Annotated in this window: 16 protein-coding genes and 1 tRNA gene; 13 read left to right on the top strand and 4 right to left on the bottom strand. The window is 64.0% G+C overall.

Going from position 1 to position 25,122, the window contains the following annotated elements:
• Positions 1-32 precede the first annotated feature (32 nt).
• A tRNA-Gly gene (locus tag E2K76_RS03185) sits at positions 33-106 on the top strand.
• 99 nt (positions 107-205) lie between these two features.
• Here the strand turns inward: E2K76_RS03185 and E2K76_RS03180 are convergent.
• Positions 206-1,045, bottom strand: a complete 840-nt coding sequence (locus E2K76_RS03180) for a hypothetical protein (protein ID WP_136682818.1) — start codon at positions 1,043-1,045, stop codon at positions 206-208.
• Between the two features lie 257 nt (positions 1,046-1,302).
• Positions 1,303-7,041: a CBM35 domain-containing protein gene (locus E2K76_RS03175; RefSeq protein WP_136682817.1), complete on the bottom strand. Its 5,739-nt coding sequence runs from the start codon at positions 7,039-7,041 to the stop codon at positions 1,303-1,305.
• Positions 7,042-7,813: 772 nt separating this feature from the next.
• Here E2K76_RS03175 and ectB point away from each other — a divergent pair.
• Complete coding sequence (ectB, locus tag E2K76_RS03170) at positions 7,814-9,070, top strand: diaminobutyrate--2-oxoglutarate transaminase (protein WP_136682998.1); 1,257 nt, start codon at positions 7,814-7,816, stop codon at positions 9,068-9,070.
• Between the two features lie 15 nt (positions 9,071-9,085).
• Positions 9,086-13,156: a Pls/PosA family non-ribosomal peptide synthetase gene (locus E2K76_RS03165; RefSeq protein ID WP_136682816.1), complete on the top strand. Its 4,071-nt coding sequence runs from the start codon at positions 9,086-9,088 to the stop codon at positions 13,154-13,156.
• On the opposite strand, the gene E2K76_RS03160 is transcribed toward E2K76_RS03165, so the two are convergent.
• Together E2K76_RS03160 and E2K76_RS03155 are read right to left on the bottom strand one after the other, a co-directional pair.
• Positions 13,064-13,657 (bottom strand): 4'-phosphopantetheinyl transferase family protein, encoded by a 594-nt coding sequence (locus tag E2K76_RS03160; RefSeq protein ID WP_136682815.1) that lies wholly within the window; start codon positions 13,655-13,657, stop codon positions 13,064-13,066. The genes E2K76_RS03165 and E2K76_RS03160 overlap by 93 nt on opposite strands.
• The gene (locus E2K76_RS03155; RefSeq protein ID WP_136682814.1) at positions 13,626-14,261 is read right to left on the bottom strand and encodes a TorF family putative porin; all 636 of its coding nucleotides are present in this window, start codon (positions 14,259-14,261) and stop codon (positions 13,626-13,628) included. The genes E2K76_RS03160 and E2K76_RS03155 overlap by 32 nt, the downstream gene beginning before the upstream one ends.
• A gap of 349 nt (positions 14,262-14,610) precedes the next feature.
• On the opposite strand from E2K76_RS03155, the gene E2K76_RS03150 reads away from it, so the two are divergent.
• From E2K76_RS03150 to E2K76_RS03105, 10 genes are all read left to right on the top strand, one after another.
• Positions 14,611-15,942 (top strand): LLM class flavin-dependent oxidoreductase, encoded by a 1,332-nt coding sequence (locus tag E2K76_RS03150; RefSeq protein WP_136682813.1) that lies wholly within the window; start codon positions 14,611-14,613, stop codon positions 15,940-15,942.
• Between the two features lie 3 nt (positions 15,943-15,945).
• A complete protein-coding gene (locus E2K76_RS03145; protein ID WP_136682812.1) occupies positions 15,946-17,088 on the top strand; it encodes an amidohydrolase in 1,143 nt (380 codons plus the stop codon).
• Between the two features lie 172 nt (positions 17,089-17,260).
• The gene (locus E2K76_RS03140; protein ID WP_136682811.1) at positions 17,261-18,874 is read left to right on the top strand and encodes an ABC transporter substrate-binding protein; all 1,614 of its coding nucleotides are present in this window, start codon (positions 17,261-17,263) and stop codon (positions 18,872-18,874) included.
• A complete protein-coding gene (locus tag E2K76_RS03135) occupies positions 18,871-19,494 on the top strand; it encodes a GNAT family N-acetyltransferase (protein ID WP_136682810.1) in 624 nt (207 codons plus the stop codon). The genes E2K76_RS03140 and E2K76_RS03135 overlap by 4 nt, the downstream gene beginning before the upstream one ends.
• Positions 19,491-20,492, top strand: a complete 1,002-nt coding sequence (locus E2K76_RS03130) for an LLM class flavin-dependent oxidoreductase (RefSeq protein ID WP_136682809.1) — start codon at positions 19,491-19,493, stop codon at positions 20,490-20,492. Before E2K76_RS03135 ends, E2K76_RS03130 begins: the two co-directional genes overlap by 4 nt.
• Position 20,493: 1 nt before the next feature.
• Complete coding sequence (locus tag E2K76_RS03125) at positions 20,494-20,796, top strand: rhodanese-like domain-containing protein (protein ID WP_136682808.1); 303 nt, start codon at positions 20,494-20,496, stop codon at positions 20,794-20,796.
• Positions 20,793-21,761, top strand: coding sequence for an MsnO8 family LLM class oxidoreductase (locus E2K76_RS03120; protein WP_136682807.1), 969 nt, complete (start codon positions 20,793-20,795; stop codon positions 21,759-21,761). The genes E2K76_RS03125 and E2K76_RS03120 overlap by 4 nt, the downstream gene beginning before the upstream one ends.
• Entirely contained in the window at positions 21,736-23,031 is a 1,296-nt protein-coding gene (locus tag E2K76_RS03115; protein WP_220432165.1) for an NtaA/DmoA family FMN-dependent monooxygenase, read from the top strand. Before E2K76_RS03120 ends, E2K76_RS03115 begins: the two co-directional genes overlap by 26 nt.
• Positions 23,024-24,322, top strand: coding sequence for an LLM class flavin-dependent oxidoreductase (locus E2K76_RS03110; protein WP_169053188.1), 1,299 nt, complete (start codon positions 23,024-23,026; stop codon positions 24,320-24,322). Before E2K76_RS03115 ends, E2K76_RS03110 begins: the two co-directional genes overlap by 8 nt.
• A gap of 3 nt (positions 24,323-24,325) precedes the next feature.
• Positions 24,326-25,120: an LLM class flavin-dependent oxidoreductase gene (locus E2K76_RS03105; protein WP_136682805.1), complete on the top strand. Its 795-nt coding sequence runs from the start codon at positions 24,326-24,328 to the stop codon at positions 25,118-25,120.
• Positions 25,121-25,122: the final 2 nt, after the last annotated feature.

The raw sequence follows: 25,122 nt of genomic DNA, 5'->3' as shown, positions 1-25,122 counted from the left end.
TCGCCATTCCAAGCGGCTAGGTCATCCCCGACGCGGGTGTAGCTCAATGGTAGAGCAGCAGCTTCCCAAGCTGAATACGAGGGTTCGATTCCCTTCACCCGCTCCATTCTCAGCTGTCCAATTCCGCCATCTCGATCAGGCTGGCGACTAGCCCGACCGTTTGCTGCAGCGGCATGGCCGGCTGGCACTTTCGGCATGCCAGAAGCTAACATTCAGAATTCGAGACGTGAATCCGCTTCATCGATACGTGCGCGAGTTTTCTTACGCTCGGGCCTACGGGACGCCTGAGCCAGAACAGCGACAGGAGCCCCGCAGAAAGCATCCATCCCGAAAGCGGGAGCGGCACCGGCGCCGGGTCCGAGAAGAAACCGGACGCCAGCAGATGTTCCTTCTCTACATCCCGAAGGTAGGTGTTGGGGAAATTGAGGTAGCCATAGTACATGAGCGAATAATCGAAGACGCCGCCCGGACTTCCCGGCGGATGCGGCAACCCTAGCGCATGTCCAAGTTCATGGCCCAGCACGCCCACCCCGCGATCAAAGCCGGTGTTGTCCGTGCTGTCGCCGGGATCGATGGGAACAAGCGGCTCTCCCGCAAGGCCGCGCAATTCGTTGGCAGGCATCAATGCGACCCCTGCCCCGCCACCGACGGTCTGCCCCGGATTGGGATCGGCATCGATATAGTAGATCCACACGTTCTCGGGGTCGTAGAACCGCCCGCCCGTCGTCTCGAACGCATCCTGAAGGACGTAATTCCAGAACTGATACTGATCGGCCGGGTCGGAACCATCGCCACGGTAATATGCAGCCGGGTTTTCGGTCTGGCGCCAGACGACTTCGCTGGTGTTGAGCCTATGACCGTCCAGATTGGCGGCAAGCCATCCGGTCAAATCGGAAACTGCGGTTTCTATGGCTGAATTGTAATCCTCGCGATACGCCTTGTCGGACGGGCTGAGATATACGAAATTGACGGTTCCAGCCGATGCGCAAACGGGCTGGATGACGGAAAGCAGGGACAGGGCAAGGCACCCGGTAATGCTGCGCATTGGTCACATACTCCTTGGGAAGATCACAAATGCCGAAAGTCTTTCCGCATGAGGAAAGGCGTCGGCCATCGGCAGGACTTTGAAGCAACGGGTTGCCATCATCGCCGCTGAATGGGCGTGAACGGGCGCGGCAAAGGGCACCGGCATGGGAAACTCTCTCACTCGTCACTGGGCAATGCTGCCCGGGGTGTGCGATTCACGCAAGTCATCGACGGCGGAACCGAATGGGGCGGCATGCAAATGCCGCCCCGGATATGTCAGAGCAGGTAGTCGGGACTTTCGGCGATAATGGGCAGCGGATCGTCCGGCGGGGTGTCGAGCGGAGCGATCGCAAGCTCTGCTGACGGCAGGAACAGGAATTCGTCCATCGCCATCATCGCAGCCGCCGCGCCGATCGGCGTCGATGGGCCGGTGCCGACGGGGGCCACCCCTTCGATCACGAACAGGTTGTCGTTATAGTCATAGTTGATGCCCGTATAATCCATGATCCCGAGGAAAACATTGGGGATCGCCGCGCCGCTTTCATCCACCGCCTGGAATATCTTGACCGTATGGCCCTGTTGCGTGCCCGGCACCTCCACCCCGCCGCGCGGGTTCAGGCGCGGATCGCTGGACAGGCCCGCGACATTGATCCCGAAGACGTCGTCCCCCTTCCACCCATCCGGCACATCGGTGCGCGAGAAGACCTTGGTCGCAAAGGTCGTCTCGTTGGTCATGTTCGGCAAAAGCCGCTGGTTGTCGGCGGTCTGGTGGTTCCAGAAGTTGATCGTACCGTTCTTGGCGTCGGGATTGTGGATGCCCATCGTCGCGCCTCCCGGCCCGTGAAAGGCGGCGATCTGGGTGATGCGGGCATTGGTGACCCCATCCGCGATCTTCCAATAGGGCGAGAGGATCTCGGTATCGTCAGTCTTGGCATAGACGTCCTTGGTCGAAAGCGTCGAATTTTCGCCCCCGCCGGTCAGCTTCAGCCCTTCGATCCGGTTGCCGAAGCCAAAGATGCCCCAGATTTCGTTGACGTTCGGCTCCTGCCCCGATTCCCATTTCGATTGCCAGAATCCGGCCAGATCGACCTCGGCCACTGGGCTGTCGGCATCGTTTGTCACCAGCTTCAGCTTGCCCTCGAACACGGTCGATGTTCCGTCCACGTTCGAAGTCGGCGGCGTGTATTTGCTGCGATCGAACAGAACCTCGACCGTGGCAAAGGCGCCAGCGGCCAAGGTCAGCCCCTGAAGCGCCGCCGGGTTGGCCAGTTTGAACGGCCCTTCCAACAGCGACGACAGCACGGACAGCGGCGCTGTTCCGGTATTGGTGATGCGGACGCTGGCGTTTTCCTTCATGTCGCGGTCGGCATTGCCCGGCATCACGGCATTCTCCAGCCACGAGAAATGCAGCCGGTCGTCGTAATAGGCGGAATCGAGGCTTTGCACGGCAATGTCGGCGGCGTTGTTCACCGGCTGCGTCGCCACGTCCAGATAATCCAGCGCATTCGCACCCGCAGACGCGGACACCACGCGAAGCTGATACTGCTGCCCGGCATCCAGATCGGCAAAGACAGATACTTCGTTCGCGCCGGGATATCCGGTCTGGCCGACCTCGGTCCCGTTCAGATACCAGCGCAGGGTTCCGCCATTTGGCGCGCCTGCATTCGCGGCGGTGTCGAATTTGTAAAGACCGTCATCCTCGACCGTGAAGAAGAAATCGACCGTGTTGGGCGAGACGATCTTGGCGCTGCCATTGGTTGTCTCCAACTGGATGCGCCCCGAGCCGTCGATTTCGGCGGGGTTGGTCGCGCCGCCCGCAAGCGGGTTCTGCGTGATGCGAAGGTAGTCGACATTGGGCGCAACACCCCCCGGTGCGGTGATGGTGATCTTGCTGATGCCGGCCGGCAGGTTGACCGTGCCAGCTTGCGGGCCCCAAGTCGTCTCGCCCGCGTTGGAGTTGGCGGGGAAAGGCAAGGGCGATTGCGCCGTGCCGTTGACGGAAAGCCCCATGGGCCGCGCGGCCTTGCCCGCGCCCAGGGCATAGACCACGTCCATGCCGTAGTTGCCGGCCTGCGCGACCGAAACCGTCCATGTCAGCGTTTCCGTGTCGGGGCCAAGGAAATCGACGAACCCCGTGCCTGATTGGCCCCGACCGCCCGCGATCGCAGGATCGCCGGTAAAGATCGCCTTTTCGGCTTCGTATTTGACATAGGTGACGCCGCCCACGGTCATGGTGCCGTCATTCGGAGCGGTGGGCTGCTGACCGCCACCTTGTTTCAGAACCTCCAGCTGGTCGATGTTCGGCCCGGTATTGGCGGTCGAGCGCAGCGTGACGGTGTTCACCCCGGCCTTCAGCGTCGCTGCAAGTTCAACCGTCGCCCATGTTGCGAAGCTGCCCGTGGGGTTGAACGCCTGCGTTCCAACGGGGGTGCCGTTCACCTCCACAGCCAGCGGACGGTTGCCCGAGGCGTTGGAATATCTGAACCGCAGCAGCCCCGCGCCAGCGGTTGCCGAGTTGAAGCTGAAGGTCAGGTAATCGTTGTTCGTCGATCCGAAATCTGCATAGCCACCGGGGATACCGTCATTGCCGTTGGTGTTACCGTCGGTGCCGAAGGCACCGTTCCAAAGCCCGTTGGTCATGCCGGGCTGGCTGCCCGTTTCGCGGTTCTGGGCATCGCGGATCACGATCTGCCCGCCGGTGGTCGGGATCGACACCGAGGTGCCGTCGCCGGGGGTGCGATCCTCGGCCTGAATGGTGACCAGCGGTTGATAGGTGGGCGCGGCGGGAACCGTGAAGTTCAGGTTCTTGGTTGCCGTGTTCAGCGCATCGTCCACGACGGTCAGCGCCGCCGTCACCGGACCTGCCGGGATGCCCGCAAGGTTGGCGGTGAAGCGGTCGTTGCCGTCGAGCGTGACGACGATCTCGGGCCGATTGCCGAAAGCCACGCGCAGTGCGGTGATGTCGTCATCCAGCCCGTTCACCTGAAAGATCGCCGCAGCCGGATTGGTCAGGTTCACGGCGACCAGTGCAAGATCGCCGCCCTCGTCCGCGGTGGTGTCGGTGATGGTCACGCCGGGCTTGGGATTCATCAGAACGATCTGGCTGGCCCCCGTCGCGCGGTTCAGCGTCATCAGGTAAAGCTGCCCTGTCAGCGGGTTTTCGATGATATCCAACGGGTCGATGAAATTGTTGATGACGGCCCCGTTCGGTCGGCGCAGCACGTCGTCGCCGATCACGGCGCCGTCTTCGCCAAGTTGAAGCATCCGCACATTGTCGCCCACCGAGAATTGGGCGACCAGCAGCGCGCCCTTCAGCGTGGCGCCGAAGGCGTTGCCCTGATACTCGATCGCGCCGTTGGGAGAGCGGTTGTAGCCAAGACTGTAGATGTCGCGCAGGTCGTAATCGGCATCCGGCTTCACCCCGACGGCATAGCCGTTGGTCAGGGGATCGCCGTCGTTGCCGCTGACGACCTCGTTCGGGTCCTTGCCGGCGGTGGGGTTGCCGCCGTTCAGGATGTATTCCTTCCGCAGCGAGTTCGGGTGGCCGTAAAAGCCGCCTTTGTCCACCTTGAACAGGTAGTCGAACTGCTTTGGCGCATTCACGAGCGAGGTGTCGAATGCGGTCTGGGTGGGATCGTCCGGCGTCATCCCGCCCGCGGCCGTCCCGTTCGTCGGCACATACAGATTGCCGTTGGAATGCCAGACCAGATCATAGGCATTGCGAACCCCGGTGGCATAAATTTTGACCACGGCATCCGAGGCGAATGGGTTGTAGAAACCGGGATAGGTGCCGTTCGCGTTGAAGCCCGAGGGCGCGCGATAAGTTGGGTTGCTGGTGCTGGGTTCGGTCTGAAGGTTGAAACCGCCTGCGGGTGGGGTGCGGGTCGGATCAATTTCCAGCACCGATGCGCTCAGCAGTCGTTCGGGACGCGCGCCCCAAGCCGAATCCGGCGAGCCTGCGGCAGAGTTCGACCCTTGCGTCAGATAAAGCAGATGGTCCGGGCCCGTGGCGGAAGGGTTGTCGCGGAATTCGAGGCTGTTGGTCAGATGGTCGCCCCCGGACCGAGGCAGGTTGCGCGCATAGGTCTCTGCCGTCGCGCCCGTGAAGGATTGCCCCTCGCCCAGCACGATCTTGGAGATGCGGCCCGAAAATTCAGGCGTGTTGAAGGCGGTGGATTCGCGCGGGATCGGCGCGTTGTCCGTGATCCAGATGGTGCGCGGATCGTCGGGGTCGAAGGTGAAGCCGACGATGCCACGGCGCTGCCCGTTCGGTGCGTCGAAATAATCCAACGACAGGCTTTCCTTGCTGGCCTTGTTCAGCGTGCCATCCTCGTTCACCGTCCAGCGGTGTATCTCGCCCGTGATCGTCGCGGCATAGAGTTTGCCGTCGCGGCCAAGCTCGATCGCAGTGAAACCGCCCGCCCCGTCGGCAAAGCCGTTCAGCACGGTCACCGTATCGAAGGCGACCTCTTTCGGCGCGATGACGGGTGCGGTGCCTGTGACGAAACTGGTGGTCAGGTCCTGCATCTGGCGCAGCGGAGCGTTCGGATCGCCGAGGTTTCCAAGGTCCAGAACATTCTCGATCTTCAGCGTATAGGACGTATTTTCCTTCAGCGTATCGATGGGCCGGATGTTCAGCGTGTCGGCCCCGCCCGACACCTGAACGGCAACGGATACCTCGGCGCCAGTCTGCGTTTCGATCAGCTTCACATTGTCGGTATAGGCGATGTTGGGGCCGCGATAGCCAGACCCCTGCAGCGACACGCCGACCACCAGCGTCGAGGTGGGGTCTATATCGACCGGCAACTTGCCGTTGGCCCCGATGGCGATCGACACCTGACCATCGGCGAGCGAATCCGCGACCGGGGCGGTGAAGAAGGAATAATCGGCATTGGCGGGTCGGTTGTCGGTCGGGGTCAGATCGGGGATGCGTTCCACCTCCAGCCACTGGATCTCGGTGTTGGTGCCGCCGATGGAATCTATGGTCAGCCGCCCATCCGTCACCGTCACCGCCTTGGTGACCAGCGCCGAACGGAAGCCGCCTCCGGCCTGCGATCCGCTGGGCGGGTTGGCGGGCACCCAGTTCGGCATCGCGGACTGCCCCTCCATCCGCAGGGCATAGGTGCTGTCGAATGCCCCTGCCGTATCGCCGATCGAGGCTTTGACCAGATAGGTGCCGTTCTCGACCGCCATTTCCCACGCGCGCGCGCCTGCGGCTCCGGCCGAGGGATATTCGAAATGGGCATATGTTTTCTGCAGGTTCGACGCCCCCGCCACGGTGCCTTTATACCACGCGGCCCCCGTTGGCAGAGCCGAAGCGAGGGTGCCGTTCGCGGTCCCATCGGCAACCGACGCCTCCGTCACCCAGCCGAAGCTGCGCCCGCCACCCCGCGCGCCATAGGCGGCCCCGGTGTCGGCAATGAAGCCCGACGGCGTCTGATATCCCGAAGGAAGCCCTTGCGCGGTCTGCCCGGCGGGTGGCTGGAAGTTTATCTTGGCAACCGGGTCGAAGAATATCTGATCGCGCGGATCGACCGGCCCGGCATCTGCGGGATTGACGTCCACATGATCAAGGTTCGGCGCATTGGTCGTCGTGTTCGCCCAAGTGATCGTATTCGTCCCTGCGGCAAGCGTCACGTCCACCGTCGCCTCCGCCCAGGTTTTCCAGCCAGTTGCGGCAGGTGCGCCCGTCGATGGGAACGAGACGTTCTGCGTCACGCCCCCCACCGTCACGGCCATCGGCCTGTCCCCCGATCCGCCGTTGGCATAGCGGAAGGCAAGCTCATAAGTGCCCGCCGTCGCCGCAGTATAGGTGAAGGAGGCCCGATCCCCGACATCATTGCCAAGGTCCAAATAGCCGGTTCCCTCATATCCCGGGCGGAGCCTGTTCGCGTCGTATTCAAGCCCCGGCCCGGAATTCGCCGCCGTCGCCCCCGGTTCGGGATTGGCGGGGGTCCGGATGGCGGAGTCACCATCGGTATCGGTGATGGAAAAAGTCTCGGCTTCGATTTTCATTCTGATTCCCTTCCCCTCGTAACTCTATGCGGCCTGTCTCCAGCGGCCGAACTTCGGCCAAGCAGACTTGCTCGAACCGACCTTCATCCTGAAAATTGGAAGTTTTGCCAATATCTTGGCTCGATGGGAAACAGCGGATCGCAACTTCATTGCGTGTCACACCGTTCCCTATAGCCTCCAACATTTACCAAATACGCACCAAAACACTTTCAACAAGGTTACATCATGATTGGATGATTCTTAAATCCTGCATCACGTTTTGAATTGGCAATATTTTTGGCAAACAACCAGTGATTGAATTTTGCGAATTATTATACACTTGCGCAATTAGGGCGTAATTCGAGCCGAAATCTTTGGGCGCGATGGGATGGGCAGCAATGCTTCGCCTAGGTCTTCAATACTCGCTTTCGATAATGCATTGTTAATGATGAAGTATTTTACCTTAAGGCTTGGTGGCTCATGATATCACAAGCCAACATCGACGTTTTGCGAATTGGGAATCTTTCGCCAAGCGCACATTATTTGCTCGGTTTGCAATGCAGAATGCTTATTCGCTCGATAAGAAGAACGGCCCAAGGCATTGATATGAAATGCTCGCGACTATTGCTCCCACCATGAAAATAATTTGCAACTTCATGAGACGAAAGTTCGAGTAAACGGAATCCAAATCGGCGCTATCATCATTTGGAATCACCTACCAACGACACCTACCGATTAGCGATTTCATTTTGACAAGTGAGGGTGTGAAATGCGTGATTCCGCGCAATCCGAGATGACCTCTTCCGTATTCGAAACCCGGGAGTCGCAGGTTCGAAGTTACTGCAGATCCTACCCCGCCGTGTTCAGCCACGCCGAAGGCAGTCTGATCCACGACGTCTCAGGCAGGGAATATATCGACTTCCTGTCGGGTTGCGCGTCACTCAATTACGGTCACAACGACCCGGACATGAAGCGGGCACTGATCGACCATATCGATGCGAACGGGATCGCGCATGGGCTGGATCTCTTCACGACCACCAAGGCCGCGTTTCTGGAGGCTTTCAGCCGCCACATCATCGACGCGCGCGGGCTTGAGTATCGCGTGCAGTTCACTGGTCCGACAGGCGCGAACGCGGTCGAGGCGGCGCTGAAGCTGGCTCGCAAGATCACCGGGCGCACGAATGTGATCGCCTTCACCAACGGCTATCATGGCGTCACGATGGGCGCTCTGGCGGCGACGGGCAACCGGGGCAACCGGATCGGGCCCGCGCTTGGGCTTGGGGGCGTGTCGCGGTTCCCGTTCGACGGCTATCTCGGCCCCGCCATCGACACGTCTGATGTGCTGGAAAAGATGCTTGACGATCCTTCGGGCGGGATCGACGCCCCCGCCGCCATCATCGTCGAGGCGGTGCAGGGCGAAGGCGGCCTGAACGTCGCCCGCCCCGCCTGGCTGCGCCGGGTCGCCGAGATCGCACGCCGCCACGGCGCCCTCCTGATCCTGGACGAGATTCAGGCCGGTTGCGGCAGGTCCGGCGACTTCTTCGGCTTCGAACATTCAGGGATCGAACCGGACCTCGTGACGATGTCCAAATCCCTGTCGGGCTTCGGGCTGCCGATGGCCATCCTGCTGATCCATCCCCGCCACGATGTCTGGTCGCCCGGAGAGCATAACGGCACGTTCCGCGGCAACACCCACGCGTTCGTAACCGCACGTGTCGCGGTAGAGAAGTTCTGGTCGGACCCAAGATTCGCCATGCAGGTCGCGGTCAAGGCCGAACGGCTCGGGCAACGTCTGTCGGCGATCGCGCGATCGGTGCGCGGCAGCCGGGTGAAGGGGCGCGGGATGATCCGTGGCCTCGATTGCAGGTCCGGCAGCCTTGCCGCCGACATCATCGCGCGCTGCCACGCTGCGGGGTTGATCATCGAAACCTCCGGCCCGCATGGCGAGGTGGTGAAGGTGCTTGCCGCGCTGACGGTGCCGGATGACCTTCTGGATCGCGGGCTCGACATCCTCGAAGGCGCGGCTCGGGTCGCAGCCACGGCGCATTAGCGACGGGGGCATGGGATGAAGGACGTTTCAGCGGCGCCGTGCATCCTGCGGCGCCCGACGAACAATGCCGCGCGCTGGCAGCCTGGCGAGCGGCTTGAACATCTTTTCGCAGCGGCACTTGCCCGGCACCCGGACGCAATCGCGGTGGAGACCCCGTCGGGCACGGTCACTTTCGCCGCGCTCGACGATCAGGCGGCGCGACTGGCCACCCGGCTGGAGGCGGCGGGATACGGTCCGGGCGACGTGGTGGCGCTGCTGTTCGGCCGCTGCGCCGAAGCCTATGTCGCGATGCTGGCGGTGCTGAGGATTGGGGCGGCCTACGTCCCGCTCGACCCGGTCTTTCCGCCCGACCGTGTGCGCTACATCGCGGCCGATGCCGGGGTCGCCGCTGTCATGACGATGTCGGAACATCTGGCACTGGCGCAGGCGGCGGAACTTCCTGCCATCGCGCTCGATCTGCCCGTGGTGATCGAACCGGCGCGGCAGGGGCGGCCCCGCGCGCCGGACGATCTGGCCTATGTCATCTATACGTCCGGCTCCACGGGGCGGCCCAAAGGTGTGAGGATCGAACACCCCTCCATCGTCAATTTCGTGCGCGTCGCGGCGGAAACCTATGGCTACCGTCCCGGCGACCGCGTCTATCAGGGCCTGACGCTGGCCTTCGACTTCTCGGTCGAGGAGATCTGGGTGCCGCTGATCGCCGGGGCCGCGCTGGTGCCAAGCTGCGCGAAAGGCAGTCTTGTCGGGGCCGACCTGCACGCCTTCCTCGCCAGCCAGCGCATCACCGCGCTTTGCTGCGTGCCGACCCTGCTTGCGACCCTGGACGAGCCGCTGCCGGATCTGCGCCTGCTGATCGTTTCGGGCGAGGCTTGCCCGGAGGAGATCGTCCGCCGTTGGCATGGCGAAGGGCGCACGATCCTGAATGCCTATGGCCCGACCGAGATCACGGTGACCGCGACCATATCGCACCTGTCGGCCACGGGGCCGGTCACGCTTGGCCTGCCGCTTGCCACCTATACCGTGGTCATCCTCGATCCCGATGCGCCCCACTGCCTTGCGATGGGCGAGAGCGGAGAGATCGGGATCGCGGGGATCGGCCTCTCCTCGGGCTATGTCGGGCGGGACGATCTGACGGCCAAGGCGTTCGTTGCCGACTTCCTCGACCTGCCGGACAACCCGTCCCGGCGCATCTATCGGACGGGCGATCTGGGGCGCGTCAATGCCGAGGGGCTGCTGGAATACCTTGGCCGGATCGACACGCAGGTCAAGATCCGCGGCTACCGGGTGGAACTTTCGGAGATCGAGTCCCTGATCCTCCAGCAGCCGGGCATCGCGCAAGCCGTCGTCGCCCCGTTCGAAAGCGAGCCGGGGCTGGTCGAGCTGGTCGCCTATTATACCGCCACCGATCACGTCCCGCCCGAGGTGCTGGCGGATGCGCTGGAAAAGGCCCTGCCCTCGTATATGGTGCCCGCTTTCTATGAACGGCTCGATGCCATCGCGATGCTGCCCAGCGACAAGGCGGATCGAAAGGCATTGCCGCCGCCAAGCGGCCAAAGGTTGATCCGGCGCAGCGCAGCCTTTGTCGCGCCCGTCACCGCAACTGAATCCCGTCTGGCCGCCATGCTTGCGGATATTCTGAGGATCGAGCGGATTTCGGTGATGGATGATTTCTTCGCCGATCTTGGGGCGAATTCGCTGATCCTCGCGCGGTTCAGCACCCGTGTGCGGCGGGCCTTCGACGCCCCGTGGCTGTCCATGCGCGAAATCTACGGCGCGCCGACCCTGCACGCGCTTGCCGCCCTGATCGACGCGACGAGGGAGGTGGGCGATGACACGGCCCCCGCCGCGCCGGCGCATATCGCCTCTGGTGCGGCCTATTGGGCGACGGGAGGCTTTCAGTTTCTGGCGACATTCACCGGAATCTGGGCCGCCGTCTCGCTGGCGCAGATCGGCTTGGCATGGGTGGCCGAGGCGGTGGGTCCGATACGGCTCTATGCCCGGGCGGCAGTGCTTTCCATCTTCGCATTCCTCGCGCTTTTGGCGCTGCCTGTGATCGCAAAATGGGTGCTGATCGGGCGCTGGCGCCCCGCGAGTTTTCCGATCTGGAGCCTGTCATATGCAAGGTTCTGGACCGTCAGCACACTGATCCGCTTTTCGCCCTTGGCGCAGGTGCCGGGCACCCCGGTCTACAATGCCTTCCTGCGGGCGCTTGGCGCGAATGTCGCATGGGATGCGATGGTCCTCTGCCCGCCCCCGGTGTGCACCGACCTCGTAAGCATCGGCAAAGGGGCCGTCGTCGGCCGCGATGTGATGCTGCCCGGTTACCGCGCCGAGGGGGGGCGCATTCAGACCGGACCGACCGCCATTGGCGCGCGCGCCTTCGTCGGGGATGGATCGGTCTTCGATATCAATACCGTGATGGAGGACGATACCGAGCTTGGCCACGTCTCGGCGCTGATGGAGGGGCAGACCATACCGGCGGGCGAGAGCCATGGCGGCGTGCCCGCCATCCCCTGCCGCACGCGGTTCCGCACGCTTCCCCCCGGAACCGTCCCTCTGTCACGGCGGTTGGGATTTACCGTGCTGCAACTGGGATGGTGGCTGATGGCCGGCGGTCCTGCCGCGGTTCTGCTGCTTCTGCTGGGGATGGGGGCCTATGCGACGGCGGCACCGAACAGCGATCTTTTCGGTCAGTCGCTGGCCACGCTTCCCGCCCTTCTGGTCTATGCCACGCTTTTGTTCTTCGCTGTGATGGCGCTGGATCTGGCCCGCGTTCTGGTGCTGCCCCGTATCGCGTGGCGCTTTTTGCAGGAGGGGCGGATCTATAGGCTCTATGGTCTGCGCCATTACATGTTGCGAACGATCACCGCCAATTCCAACTCGCGCTTCTTCAACCTGCTGTTCGGCGACAGTTCGGCCATCGTCCACTACCTCCGCGCGGTGGGCTATCGCTTTCCCGACCTGAAGCAGACAGGATCGAACTTCGGCGTGCAGCAGCGCCATGACGTGCCTTTCCTGTGCGAGTTCGGATCGGGAACGATGGTGTCGGACGATCTTTCGATGGCGAATGCGGATTTCTCCAACGCCGCCTTCCGGCTGGGCACGATCCGCTTCGGGCGCGACAACTTCCTGGGCAACGACATCATCTATCCCGCTCAGGCCGCGACCGGCGATAATGTGCTGCTGGGCACGCGGGTCATGATCCCGGTCGAGGGCGCGGCCCCCCGCGACACTGGGCTTCTGGGTGCGCCCGCCTTTGCGATCCCGCGCAGCGTCTCGCGCGACCGTCGTTTCGACAGCTACAAGACCCCGGAGGTTCTGGCCGCCCGGCTCCGCTTGAAGAACCGCAGCAACCTTTCGACCGCCCTTCTGTTCATCGCGGCCCGCCTTGCGCTTTTGGCGGCTGTCATCACCGCATCGCATCTTGTCTGGCATGGGCTGGACATGACCGGGCCCTTCTGGATTTCGGTGCAGATCGTCGCCCTCGATCTTCTTGTGATCGCCCTCGCCATCCTGTTCGAGCGTGCATCCTACGGGTTCGGGCACCATAGCCCGCAATTCTGTTCGATCTATGACGCGGCCTTCTGGGCGCATGAGCGGTTCTGGAAACTCTCGGCCGGCGAGGTGCTTACGGTGCTGAACGGCACGCCGTTCAAGGCGCTGGCCCTTCGTGCCCTGGGGGTTCGCGTCGGTCGCAACCTTTACGACGACGGCTGCGCGATCGTGGAGCGCACGCTGACCGCGATCGGCAACGACTGCACGCTGAACATGATGACCACGGTTCAGGCACATTCGCTGGAGGATGGCACCTTCAAATCGGACCGGATCGAGATCGGGGACGGCGTGACATTGGGTCTGCGGGCCTTCGTGCACTACGGAACCGCCATTGGGGATGGGGTCTCGGTCGGGCCGGCGAGCTTCGTGATGAAAGGCGAAGCGCCCGCGCCCGCCAGCCGGTGGGGCGGCAATCCGGCGCGACCGCTGCGCGCAAGCTCATCCCGGACCGAGGGAGATCGCGAGGTGGTGGAGCTGATCCTTCAGCCGGAGGCGCCAATGACAGGCAAGGCCGCCATGTCTGCGCTGTGACAGCGCGAAAGGTGGCGCGGCGGCAAAGGGGGCGGTGTCGAACATCGCCCCATCCACCATCAATCCGGTCCCTGCTTCCTTGGACAGCGCCTCTTTCAGCGTCCAGACCGTCAGGAACAGCGCGGGTTCGCGGCGCAACAGCGCAATTTCGGCGCGCGTCATCAAATGCGTCGGCCAGTCACTGCAAGGAATGAGGCGATCAGCCTCGATATCTATCCCGACGGCCCGATGCGCTGACACGGCAACAGCCAGCCAATCCCGGGCATAGGAGATCGAGATGCCCCAGCCCGGCACATTGGGCGCGCCGGACAGATCGCGAGTTATCACCCAACCCCCCTTCGCGCTGCGCCGGGTCAGCAGGACTTTCGCCGCCCAATCCGCATCCGACCTCCGATCCGTGCCACGCGGAACGATCGCAAAGGCCGTGTCCAGCTGATCCAGCGCCGCAATCAGCAGGTCGAGCTGCTGGCTAAAAGTCGAATCCGACCGAGACGATGACATGGGAGGATTCGATCGATGAATCGAAGAAACGAATATCGCCCCAACTGTTTTCCCCGAAAGATCGGATCAGACCGATATCCCAGGAAACCGAGTCCTCATCCTCCTCCGTCGCGTCGAAATCCGCGCCGACGCCGCCGCTGATCGTCCATGCTTCCGCAAAGTCGACGGCAGCCGCAAGATCGACCGAGGTTTCGTCTGAAATCGTATCGAAGGATATGCCCCCGCCAAGGGTGGCATCGTCAGTCAGCGGGTATTCGGCATAGATCGCGAATTCGCCGCAACAGTCGCCTGATTTGTCATATATCGTGCGGGCATAGTTGATGTCGATATCGACATCCCCGATGCTTTGCCGATACCCGATCGTGACATCCGCCTCGGCCGTATCGGTCCCGTCATCCAACGTCGAGGCCCACACCCCAACGTAGACCCGACCGTATTGCAATTCGACATATCCTTGCAGGACCGGCTTGTCTCCGGAAAGGGATTCCCCGTCCGATATGTAATCGGAGGCGATGAGCGCGCCGAAACTGAATTCAACTTCCTGCGCGAGTGTAACCGAAGGAAGAATGCCGCAGGCGAAGATTACTGGTAACAGTGTTCTCATCGCGAAAACCTATTTCACTCATACTTAAGGCAGGATAACAAAAGGGACATAACGAAGCGTGCGGAAAATTGGCAGCATTCGCAGAATGCAATTAGGAATAAAGTCGATATTGACGAACCTTTAAATCCAATTCCGAGAATGTAAAAGACATTGGTGCGAATAAATTCAGATATTCCGCGACCTAAGCTCCGACGAATCAACGACCGCCATGTGGAGACTTCTTGCTGCCTCGGCGTCTATGCGAAGTGTTTTATTCCGTCACTGCCAGAAAAACGCACAGCACCATTCATTTACACCCGCTGTCGCGCTTTCTACCCTGACCTCCGACATTTCCCTTACGAGGCGCGACATGACTGCAAACTCCGTTCCCTTCGGCATCATGCTGCACGGTCCCGGCGGGCATATGAATGCGTGGAAGCACCCGTCCGGCCCCGCGGATGCAAGCGTCAACCTCGATTTCTATATCACGCAGGCGCGCAAGGCGGAGGAGGCGGGCATCGCCTTCGCCTTCGTTGCTGACGGGCTCTACATCAACGAAAAGTCCATCCCCCATTTCCTGAACAGGTTCGAGCCGCTGACGATCCTGTCCGCCCTTGCCGTCACGACGACGAAGATCGGTCTCGCGGGGACCGTCTCCACCTCCTATTCCGACCCGTTCACCGTTGCCCGGCAATTCGCCTCGCTCGACCTTATCTCGGGTGGCCGGGCGGGTTGGAACGTGGTCACGACCCCGCTGGAGGGGACGGCGCTGAACTATTCCCGCAACCACCCCGACCATGCTCTGCGATACGAGATTGCGGACGAATATCTTGCAGTCACGCAGGGGCTCTGGGACAGTTGGGACGACGACGCTGTCATCCGCGACCGGCAGACGGGCCGCTTCTTCGACCCGTCGGGCCTGCACCCCTTGAACCACAAGGGTCGCTTCTTCGAGGTTGCCGGCCCGCTGAACTCGCCCCGCTCGCCCCAGGGCCAGCCCGTGATCTTTCAGGCCGGCGCGTCCGATGCGGGTATCCAGCTTGCGGGCAAATATGCCGATGCCGTCTTCACCCACTCCCCGAATATCGAAGAAACGCGCGCCTTCACAGAAAGCGTCAAGGCAGCCGCGCTGGCCCACGGGCGGTCGCGCAATGACGTGAAGATCTTCCCCGGCATCGCGCCGATCGTCGCCGAAACCCACGAGGAGGCCGAACGGAAATACCGCGAGATCCAGAACCTTCTGACCATCGACGACGCGCTGGCCTATCTTGGCCGTTTCTTCGATCACCATGACTTCCGGCAATACGATCTGGATGCACCCTTCCCCGATCTGGGCGATCTGGGCAAGAACAGCTTCCGATCCACCACGGACCGGATCAAGGCCGATGCCCGCGCCAAGGGCCAGACGCTGCGCGAGGCTGCGCTGGCCGCCGCGACCCCTCGCCCGAATTTCATCGGCACGGGGGCCGAGGTTGCCGAAAAGATCGTCCACTGGATCGATCAGGGTGCCTGCGACGGCTTCATCCTCGGCTTCGCCGTGTCGGCCCAGGGGCTCGAAGATTTCGCGCGGCTCGTCATTCCAGAGCTTGAACGGCTCGGCCGCTACGACCGCACCCTGCCCGGCGCGACGTTGCGCGATCACCTTGGCCTGCCACGCCGCGAAAGCCGATACGCCGCGCCGCGTCATGCCAAGGCGGGCTGACCCTTGGGCATTCAGGATTTCATAGCCCTCCGGCGCGAGTTTCACCAGAACCCGGAACTTGCCTTCAGCGAAACCGAGACAGGCAACCGGATCGCCGCGCTGCTGGAAGGCTGGGGCTTTTCCGTCACGCGGATGGGCGGCACCGGGGTGGTCGCCTCGCTGGGAAACGGGCCGCGCGCCATCGCGATCCGCGCCGACATCGACGCCCTGCCGATCACCGAAGCGACGGGCCTGTCCTTTGCCAGCCGCGTCCCGGGCGTCATGCATGCCTGCGGCCATGACGGGCACAGCGCCATCCTCCTTGCGGCGGCCTATGATCTGTCGCGCCGCCCGCCGCCGGGCCGGGTCGTCCTGATCTTTCAACCTGCCGAGGAGATCGGCGCAGGCTCTCTCAAGCTGATCCAAGAGGGGCTGTTCGACCGCTTCCCTGTCGATGCCGTTTTCGGGCTGCACAACTGGCCGGGCATGCCCGCCGGGCAATTCGGCTTCGTCGAGGGCCCGGCGATGGCGGCAGTGGACAAGGTTGCCGCCCGCATCGTCGGTCGGGGCGGCCATGGGGCCGAGCCGCATCTGGCCAACGATCCCGTCGTCGCGGCGGCGCAAGCGATCTCGGCCCTGCAATCCATAGTCTCGCGCAATGTCGATCCGTTGGAGATGGCAGTCGTGACCGTCGGCTCCATCCATGGCGGCGAGGTTCACAACGTCATCCCTGGCGCGGTGGACCTGTCGCTCAGCCTGCGAAGCTATTCGCCCGGCGTGCGCGAGGTGCTGGCCGAACGGGTCCCGGCCATCCTGCATTCGGTGGCCCATGCCTTCGGTGCCGTGGCCGAGGTGGACTATCGCCGTGGCATCCCCAGCGTTGTGAACTCGGTGGCAGAGACGCGGCTGGTGCGGCAGGTGGCCGTGGACACGCTGGGCGCTGACGCGGTGATCGAAGGCTTCCGCCCACGCACGGCATCCGAGGATTTCGCCCATTACCTCGACCACCGGCCCGGCAGCTTCATCTTCGTCGGCAACGGCGACAGCGCCCCGCTCCACAGCCCGGAATACCGGTTCGACGACGGCGCCATCGGCCCGGCCGCGCAGCTTTGGGTCGCGCTTGCCCATCGCTTCACAGACCCCGAGGCACAAGCGCAAAACAGATAGCTTCGATGCCCGCATGCAAAGGAAATTTCTTCCCCGCGGCGGCGCTGAAAAGCAGGAATCCTCCAAAGTTTCCGTCGCCTTTTGCGGATCGTTGACACACTGCGAAGCTCGCAAATAACCTCGACCAAGTTGATAGACATTTCGTCTATATCAAGCAGCGGACGCTCGCATAATGACACTCCCCATCCGGAAGATCGCACGAAACGCGGCCCTTGCCCTGCTGTTGGGAACGGCCAGCCTTGCCGCGCAGGAGCCAGTGCGCGGCGGAACCCTGACATGGGGGATCGAGACCGAGGCGGCAACGCTGAACCCTCATATCAATGGGCAGGACAAGACCAAGCTCTACCTGCGCAACACCTATGAATCGCTGCTCTATCGCACGGCGGATGGCGATTACATCCCGTGGCTGGCAAAGGCCCATACCGTCAGCGATGACGGGCTGACCTATACCTTCACCCTGCGCGACGACGTGACCTTCACCGACGGCCAACCCCTGACGGCCGAGGCGGTCGTGCAGAACTTTATCGCGCAGAAGGACGCCGCTTATGCTCGCAGCGCGGCGAACGGTCCGGCCAAGAACCTGACCGAAGCCCGCGCGATCGACGACCATACGGTCGAGCTGAAGCTCTCGCAGGTCTATGCGCCCTTCCTTGATTTCGCGGCGGGTCTGGACATCATCTCTCCGGCAGCCTTCGCCTCGGACCAGCTGCAATCTGGCGGCACGGATATCGCGGGCACAGGGCCATTCATTCTGGCCGAATACGTCAAAGGCCAGCAGCTGCGCTATACCCGCAACGAGGATTACCACTGGCCCCCGGCCACCGCCGCGAACCAGGGACCGGCCTATCTGGACGAGGTGATCTATCGCATCCTGCCGGAATCCTCGGTGCGGACGGGGGCGCTTTCCTCGGGTCAGGTGAACGTGATCGAAGGGGTCTCGGGGAATGACGCGGCGATCTTTCGCGATGACGACGCCTTCACCTATCAAAGCGCGTTCAACACCGGCACGCCCTATTCGCTGTTCCTCAACGTCGAACACGGCCCGACGCAGGATGTCGAGGTCCGCCGCGCGCTGATCGCGGCCATCGACGTGGATGCCGTCATCGCGTCGGTCTATCGCGGGGAGCGCACGCGGGCCTGGGGGATCACCACCCCCGTCGATACCCACTTCTATGACAAGCGGATCGAGGGCAGCTACGGCTTCGACGCCGAACAGGCCAATACGCTTCTGGACAATGCCGGGTGGACAGCCCGCGACGCCGACGGCTTCCGTACTAAGGACGGCAACCGTCTGACCATCGAAGTGATCCAGGCGCAGGCCACCGTCCGCGACCAGCGCGACGTGCTGCTTCAGGCGCTTCAGGCGCAGGCGCGGCAGAATGCGGGGATCGACCTTGCCATCGTCTATGTCGATGCGGGCACCTATACCGAACGGCGCAACACGGGGCTGTTCGGCGCCATCGCGAACTCCAACACGCCTACGGATGCTGTGGATATCGAGTATCACTACCTGCCGGTCAAGGAGGGTGGCTCGATCAACTACTCCCGCGCCTCGAACCCCGAGCTGAAGCAATGGCTGCACGAGGCTGCGGCGACCCATGACCGCAAGGCGCGCTTCGATCTGTATTCCCGGCTTCAGGATTTCGCGATCCGCGACCGGGCGCTGGCTTTGCCGATCTACGTTCCCGAGGACCAGATCGCAGCCGAGGCGACCGTCCACGGCATCTCCTTCCGCCCGTTCAAGCAGCTACCCGAAAACGCGCAAGGCATCTGGATCGAAGAATGAGCGACATCATCGTCCAAACCTCGCCCACCGCCGACAATACCCGCGTGGTGTTCGAGGATCTGGCGGCGGAATACACTCGCCGCTATTCCGCCTATGGCCGCAACTCGGGCGCGCAGGACGAAATGCTGCGCTATCCCCCCGATGCTTTCGCGCCGCCGCTGGGCACCTTTCTCGTGCTGCAACGCGGTGGCCAGACGATTGCCGCAGGCGCCTTCATGAGCCATGACGACCAAACGGTGGAGATAAAGCGCGTCTGGTCGCATGCGGATCACCGCCGCAGCGGCCTTGCCCGCCGCATCATGCTGGCGCTGGAGGAGCGGGCGGCCCAACTGGGATACACCCGCGCCTATCTGACGACCGGACATCTTCAGCCCGAAGCGGTCGGGCTTTATCTGTCGCTGGGCTATCGTCCGTTGTTCGACAGGTCGGTCGATCCGGAACGCTATCGCTCGTTGCCGTTCGAAAAGGCGATCGGCGGCGCGGCGCTGCCCGAAACGCCGATCCGCCTGCCCGATGCAAATGCCGAGGAGGCCGCCGTGACGGTCGCCGCGATCAAGGCACAGCAGGCGGAACGCGTGCTTGCCCGCATCGCCGCCCACCGCACCAAGGTTCCGGCATGATCGGCCACCTAGCCTTCCTGATCCCCGGATCGTTCCACGCGGACGATCCACGGACAGGGCTGGACGAGACGCTGGACATCTTCGCGCTGGCCGAAACGCTGGGCTATGACAGCGCATGGGTGCGCCAGCGGCATCTGGAAACGGGCGTGTCATCGGCGGCGGTGTTCCTTTCTGCGGCCAGCCAGCGCACCAGGCGCATCGGCCTTGGCAGCGCGGTGATCCAGCTGGATTACGAAAACCCCTTCCGTCTGGCCGAGGATCTGTCGCTGGCCGACACGCTGTCGGGCGGGCGGCTGAATGTGGGCGTCAGCACTGGAAGCGCGCCTTATGCGCCGCTGCTTGGCGATCTGCTCGCACGGCCCGAACCCGGCGGGCGCTATGTTCAGGCCGAACGGCTGAAGCGCGCGATCCAGGGGCTGCCGCTGGCCGAGGGCGCGGTGTCCGGCAATGCGGCGGGCAAGCAGGTGCCGCGCCTGCATCCCCGTGCCCAAGGGCTGGACGCGCGGCTCTGGTATGGCGGCGGATCGACGGGGTCGGCGACATGGGCGGGTGCCAACGGTTTCAACCTGCTGACGGGCAACATCGTCGCGGGCGAGACGACGGCGGATTTCCACGAGGCGCAGCTTCGCCTGATCCGCTTGTTTCGGGCCGCTTGGCAATCGCCGCAGCCGCCGCGCATCGCGCTGGGCCGCGTGATCCTGCCGACCGACGGCGCGGCCCCCGAAACCGTCGCGCGATACCGCGCCTTCGCCGCCAGCCGAAACGATCGCACGCTGCGCCCGAACGGGCCGCGCGGCACGCTCTACCTGCCCGATCTGGTCGGCACCGTGGCCGAAATCGCCGAGCATCTGCGCCGCGATCCCGTGCTGCCCGAGGCGACCGATCTGCGGCTGGAACTGCCCTATGAATTCACCGCGCAGGATTACCGCCAGATCCTGACCGACGCCTGCGCATTGCGTCCGCTCCTGGCGGATATGCCGACTATGGAGAAGACCTGACATGACCAGCCGTATCGAAGCCAATGGCGCCCGGGGTGCCGACCTCCTGATCGACGTGCGATCGGCCAAAGGGCGCGCCGAAAATGGCGAGGCGGCGGGCGCCGTGATCGTCGCCAAGGACCAGATCGCTCCCCTGTTCGGCGGTGCGCTCGGTCATCTGCCCAAGGACAGCCGCATCGTCGTCTTCTGCGGCTCGGTCGCGGGATCGGGTCCGGCGGTCGAAACGTTGCGCGGTCTTGGGTTCACCAACGCCGTCGATGTCGAAGGCGGCTTCGGCGCGCTGAAAGAGGCTGGCCTCGCGTGAGTTATCGCATCGGCCTTCTGGACAAATCGCCGCTGGATGGGAACGAGCCTGCGGAACAGGCGCTGGACCGGACCGTGCATCTGGCGCAGACGGCGGAAAAGCTGGGCTACAGCCGCTTCTGGGTGGCCGAGCATCACAACAACCCCGGCGTCGCGGGTTCTGCCCCCGAGGTGCTGATCGGGCATCTTCTGGCGAGGACCTCGACCATCCGCATCGGGTCGGGCGGCATCATGCTGAACCATTACAGCCCCTACAAGGTGGCCGAGGTGGCGCGGCTTCTGGCAACACTTGCGCCGGGCCGTGTCGATCTGGGCGTCGGCAAGGCCCCCGGCGGCCTGCCCGAAGCGGCCCGCGCGCTCCGGCAGGTGGACGATGCGCTGCTTGCCCCGTTCGAGAGAAAGCTGGCCGACCTTTCCGCCTATCTGTCGGGCACGGCATCGCTGCGCGCCTTTCCCATCCCCGCAACCGCGCCGCAACGCTTCATGCTGGGGGCCAGCGTGGAAAGCGCAGAGCTTGCGAACCGTTACGGCTGGACGCTGGTTCATGCCGGCCATATCGACGGCGACGAGGCGCAACTGGAGGCCGTCATCGCCGCCTCCGATCGCAAGCCCGTGCTGGCCCTTGCCGCCATCGCAGCCGAAAGCGCCGAGGCTGCCCGCGCGCTGGCGGGCGATCTGACCCGCTGGCGGCTGCACATTCCGGGACGGCAAAGCGTGAACCTCGGCTCGGAAGCCGCGGCGGAACGCTATGCCGCCGAAATCGGCGCGGCCGAATACCGGATCGAACGCAAGACGCCGCGCGTCCTTCTGGGCACCGCGCACGACATCCACGCCCATCTGCAAGACCTTCACCGACGCCACGGGATCGACGAGTTCATCATCGACTGCCCCGTATCCCAATCCGGCGCCCGCATCGCATCGATCACCCAGATCGCCGCCCATGTCCGAGAAACCCATGACGCTTGAACGCCCCGCCCGCCTGAAAACGCTCGTCGGCGCGCCGACCTTTACCCACGCGCCGGGGGACACGCCCGGCACCGCCATCGACCGCGCCACCCGCATCGCGAAACAGGCCGAGGCGCTGAAGGTCACCGGTTTCTTCACCGCCGATGTCCTTCACGCCGACCTTGCCGGAGTGACCGGAAACACCGGCACGCAGGAACCCCTGATCACCCTTGCCGCCCTGTCGCAGCACACATCCCATATCGGGCTGGTCGCCACGCTTTCGACCACATTTGCGGACCCCTACAACATCGCGCGGCTGGTGGGCACGCTGGACCACGTCTCGGGCGGGCGCGCGGCTTGGAATGCGGTCACATCCTCGGTCGGCGAGGAGAATTTCGGCGGCGACCTTCCCACCCCCGAGGAACGCTATGACCGCGCGCGCGAGTTTATCGAGGTCATCAACGCGCTTTACGACGGCCTTCCCGCCGATGCGTCCAAACGCGGTCCACGCGGCGTGAACGTGGATCAGCGGCGCCTGAAACGCATCAGCCACACCGGCCGCCACTTCCGCATCGCGGGGCCGCTGAACATCGCACCCCTGCCGCAGCGCCGCCCGGTGCAATGGCAGGCCGGACAATCCGAACCCGGCGTCCGGCTGGGCGCGGAACTGGCCGAGGTGGTCTATACCTCGCAGCCGACATTGCCACAGGCGATCGAGTTCGCGACCCGCCTGCGCGCTCTGGCGCGCGATGCCGGGCGTCAGGGGCTGCCCTTCATCATGAACTCGCTCCACTCCCTGATCGGCGAGGACGAGGCCGACGTTGCCCGCCGCCAGCGCGAAAAGCACGAGAAGATCGACTATGACGGCGGGCGGCTGAAGCTGGCCGACATGCTTGGCGGCGATCTGGACCTGTCGGACCTGCCGCTGGACAGGCCCCTGCCCGAAAACCTGCTGCCGGACGTGAATGCGGTGAACCGCCGCCGGGGCCGCGTCGACATCTTCGTCCGCTTCGCCCGCCAGGGTCTGACCCTGCGCGAGCTGATCCAGCAGGCGCAGGAAACCGGGCATTGGAACGTCGCCGGGACGCCCGAACAGATCGCGGATGCGGTCAAGGAACGCTTCGACGCCGGGGTGCTGAACGTGATGACGCTGCACGGTCTTGGCAACCCGGATCAGGAGGACCTGCTGGTGAACGGGCTGATCCCCGAATTGCGCAAGCGCAACCTGCTGGACGACGATTACGTCGAGGGCGGCTTCCGCGCGAACCTCGGGTTGCCCGCCCTTGGCTGATCGCAAGATGCATCTGGGCCTGTTCCTGTTCCCCGCAGGCCATCACGTCGCCGCGTGGCGGCACCCCGACGCCAATGCAGCGGCGGGCGTGGATTTCGCATGGTATCGCGATCTGGCAAGGAAGGCCGAAGCGGCGTGCTTCGATCTGATCTTCCTTGCCGACGGCGCGGGCGCGCGCAGCGAAGACCCCGAGGTTCTGTCGCGCAGCGCCCATGCCTATGTCGCGCAGTTCGAACCGATCACATTGCTGTCGGCGCTCGCCGCTTCGACCGACCGGATCGGGCTGGTCTGCACCATATCGTCCAGCTTCAACGAGCCGTTCCACGCGGCGCGCAAGATCGCGTCGCTGGATCATATCAGCGGCGGGCGCGCGGGGTGGAACCTCGTGACCTCGGCATCGGATTCCGAAGCGCGGAACTTCGGGCTGGACGCGCATCTGGCCCATGCCGAACGATACGAACGTGCGGGCGAATTCGCCGATGTCGTCCATGCGCTGTGGAACAGTTGGGACGCGGATGCCTTCGTGCGCGACAAACAGGCGGGGCGGTTCTTCGATCCCGCCGGACGGCATGTGCTGAACCATCAGGGCCGCTTCTTCAAGGTGAAGGGTCCGCTGAACGTGCCCCGCCCGCCGCAGGGCCGTCCCGTGACCGTGCAGGCCGGCGCGTCCGAGGCGGGCCGCGATCTGGCCGCCCGCACCGCCGATGTCGTCTTCACCGCGCAGCAGACGCTGGAGGAGGCGCGTGCCTTCCGCACCGACCTTCTGACCCGCGCGGGCCGTCCCATCCGCGTTCTGCCCGGCCTTTTCCCCGTCGTCGCCCCCACCCGCGCCGAAGCAGAGGACAAGTTCGCCACGCTTCAGGACCTCATCCACCCCGATACGGGCCTCGACCTCATCACCGGGGGCTGGCTGCGCGACGTGCTGGCGAAATGCGATCTGGACGCGCCGCCGCCCGAACTGCCCCCCACCAATGGCAGCCAGAGTCGACAAGAGTTGCTGTTCGACATGGCCCGCCGCGAAGGGCTGACCCTGCGCAAGCTTTACCTGCGCGTCGCAGGCGCGCGCGGGCATCAGCAGGTGATCGGCACGCCCCAGGACATCGCGGACGCCATGCAGGAACGCTTCGAATCCGGCGGGGCCGACGGGTTCAACATCATGCCCCCGCTGATGCCGCAGGGCCTTGACGATTTCACCGCGCTGGTCGTCCCCGAACTGCGCCGCCGCGGCCTGTTCCGCGACCGATACGAGGGGCGCACCCTGCGCGACCACCTCGCCCTTGAAGGAGCCTGACCCATGCCCGTTCCGCTTTCCATCGGCCTTGCCACCGATCTTTCCCTCGACTGGCGCGCGCTGATCCCGGCGCTGGAGGATGCGGCGGAGTTCGTCACCCTGACCGACCAGTTCGACAGTGGGCAGGACGCGCTGATCCTTGCGAACTGGCTGGCGGGGCAGACGCAGAAGCTGGGCATCGTCGCCGGGGTCGCGCTGAACTTCGCCGAACCGTTTCACGTGTCGACCGCAATCGCGACGCTGGATCATGTGACGGATGGGCGGGCGGGTCTGCTGGTGCAAACCGCGACGGGACGCGAAGAAGCCGCCATCGGTCGTGCCCCCGCCGATTTGACCGCCGATCTGGAGGACGCGGTCGAGGCGATCCGCCAGCTTTGGGACAGCTGGCAGGACGATGCGATCATCCGCGACGTCGCCGCGCATCGGTTTCTGGACGCCGATCGGTTGCATCATGTGAACTTCCGCGGGCAGGATTTCTCGATCTCCGGCCCGTCGATCACGCCGCGCCCGCCGCAGGGACAGCCTGTGGTGATCGGCCCGGTGGCGGGCGCGGATCTTGCGCTGGCAAGCCTTGCGAACCTGACCGTGGATGGCGGCATCACGGCAGACGAGATCGTGGCCCTGCACCATGACGGGCTGACCGGCTGGCACCTGATCCCGCGCGCCGCGTCAGACCTTCCGCATCTGCTGCGCCTGTTGCCGCAGCTTCGCCGCCGTGGCGTCATCTCGCCCCCGCGCGGAGGGTCGCTTCGCAGCCGTCTTGGCCTTTCCCCTGCCCCCAACCGTTTCGCAGCCTGAGG

Source organism: Falsirhodobacter xinxiangensis (genome assembly GCF_004959935.1).
Taxonomy (GTDB): Bacteria; Pseudomonadota; Alphaproteobacteria; order Rhodobacterales; family Rhodobacteraceae; genus Falsirhodobacter; species Falsirhodobacter xinxiangensis.
The sequence above is the reverse complement of the archived record's forward strand: the minus strand, read 5'-3'. Positions and strand labels throughout refer to the sequence as shown.